This is a genomic window from Prevotella sp. P4-51, assembly GCF_002251455.1.
Classification (GTDB): domain Bacteria; phylum Bacteroidota; class Bacteroidia; order Bacteroidales; family Bacteroidaceae; genus Prevotella.
Genome location: NZ_NPJM01000072.1, coordinates 1 through 2079, shown reverse-complemented (window position 1 = coordinate 2079; position 2079 = coordinate 1). Strand labels below are relative to the sequence as shown.

Here is a 2079-nt window from a genome sequence, read left to right as displayed (position 1 = left end):
ATGTAGTCCCAGGCAGACTTGAACTGCCGACCTCCACATTATCAGTGTGGCGCTCTAACCAACTGAGCTATAGGACTGTCTGACTCGGCGTTCAATTAACCTGTGGGCTTAACTGCGCCCAGTTTCTTTCTATTCTCTTTTTCAGATTCGCGGTAGTACAAGAAAGCCTGGGAGTAACACTCCACTACCTATATATAATATATAAGACTTTCCTTCATCCTCCAGATATTGCGTCTCTCCAGAAAGGAGGTGTTCCAGCCGCACCTTCCGGTACGGCTACCTTGTTACGACTTAGCCCCAATTACCAGTTTTGCCCTAGGCCGATCCTTGCGGTCACGGACTTCAGGCACCCCCGGCTTTCATGGCTTGACGGGCGGTGTGTACAAGGCCCGGGAACGTATTCACCGCGCCATGGCTGATGCGCGATTACTAGCGAATCCAGCTTCGTGGGGTCGGGTTGCAGACCCCAGTCCGAACTGAGGGACACTTTGATGATTAGACGGACGTTGCCGGCCGCCTGCTTTCTGTATGCCCCATTGTAACACGTGTGTAGCCCCGGACGTAAGGGCCGTGCTGATTTGACGTCATCCCCACCTTCCTCACACCTTACGGTGGCAGTATCCGCAGAGTGCCCGGCTTCAACCGATGGCAACTACGGAGAGGGGTTGCGCTCGTTATGGCACTTAAGCCGACACCTCACGGCACGAGCTGACGACAACCATGCAGCACCTTCACAGGAGCCCCGAAGGGCCTCACCATCTCTGGATCGTTCTCCTGCAATTCAAGCCCGGGTAAGGTTCCTCGCGTATCATCGAATTAAACCACATGTTCCTCCGCTTGTGCGGGCCCCCGTCAATTCCTTTGAGTTTCACCGTTGCCGGCGTACTCCCCAGGTGGGATGCTTAACGCTTTCGCTTGGCCGCTTACCAAAATGGCAAACAGCGGGCATCCATCGTTTACCGCGCGGACTACCAGGGTATCTAATCCTGTTCGATACCCGCGCTTTCGAGCTTCAGCGTCAGTTACACTCCAGTAAGCTGCCTTCGCAATCGGGGTTCTTCATGATATCTAAGCATTTCACCGCTACACCATGAATTCCGCCTACTTTGTGTGTACTCAAGCCCTCCAGTTCGCGCTGCAGTGCAGGGGTTGAGCCCCTACATTTCACAACACGCTTAAAAGGCGGCCTACGCTCCCTTTAAACCCAATGAATCCGGATAACGCCTGGACCTTCCGTATTACCGCGGCTGCTGGCACGGAATTAGCCGGTCCTTATTCATGCGGTACCTGCAAAACGCCACACGTGGCGAACTTTATCCCCGCATAAAAGAAGTTTACAACCCATAGGGCAGTCGTCCTTCACGCTACTTGGCTGGTTCAGGCTTCCGCCCATTGACCAATATTCCTCACTGCTGCCTCCCGTAGGAGTTTGGACCGTGTCTCAGTTCCAATGTGGGGGACCTTCCTCTCAGAACCCCTACCGATCGATGCCACGGTGGGCCGTTACCCCGCCGTCAAGCTAATCGGACGCATCCCCATCCGCAACCGGCCGAAACCTTTACTCCATTTCAGATGCCTTCTATGGAGACCATGGGGTATTAGTCTTACTTTCGCAAGGTTATCCCCCAGTTGCGGGAAGGTTGGATACGCGTTACTCACCCGTGCGCCGGTCGCCATCCGCAATAGCAAGCTATCGCGATGCTGCCCCTCGACTTGCATGTGTTAAGCCTGTAGCTAGCGTTCATCCTGAGCCAGGATCAAACTCTCCATTGTAAAAATATTGTCCAACTCCACTATAAGTGGATGATTGTTTGCTCTGTTCAGGACGCTAATATCATTAGTTCAAGTCTAAAGTACCTGTCTCTATATTTATTGACGGTAGCTTCGTTTTACCCAAGAGGCTTCCCGATCGCTCCGGAAGCCGCTCGCTTCTTGTACTACTACTCTTCTGTTTATCTTAAATCTTTCAAAGAACTCTTTCTTCAGCGCTCAGGAGAAGTGTTTCATTCTCGAAAGCGGATGCAAAGGTATAGCTTTTTTCAACACAAACCAAACATTTCAACAAAAAAGTTGAAAATA

1 tRNA gene and 1 rRNA gene are annotated in these 2079 nt (G+C 52.0%); both read right to left on the bottom strand.

Annotation, left to right across the window (positions count from 1 at the left end):
* Positions 1–3 precede the first annotated feature (3 nt).
* A tRNA-Ile gene (locus CIK94_RS13335) sits at positions 4–77 on the bottom strand.
* Between the two features lie 165 nt (positions 78–242).
* Positions 243–1773, bottom strand: a 16S ribosomal RNA gene (locus CIK94_RS13330).
* Positions 1774–2079 lie beyond the last annotated feature (306 nt).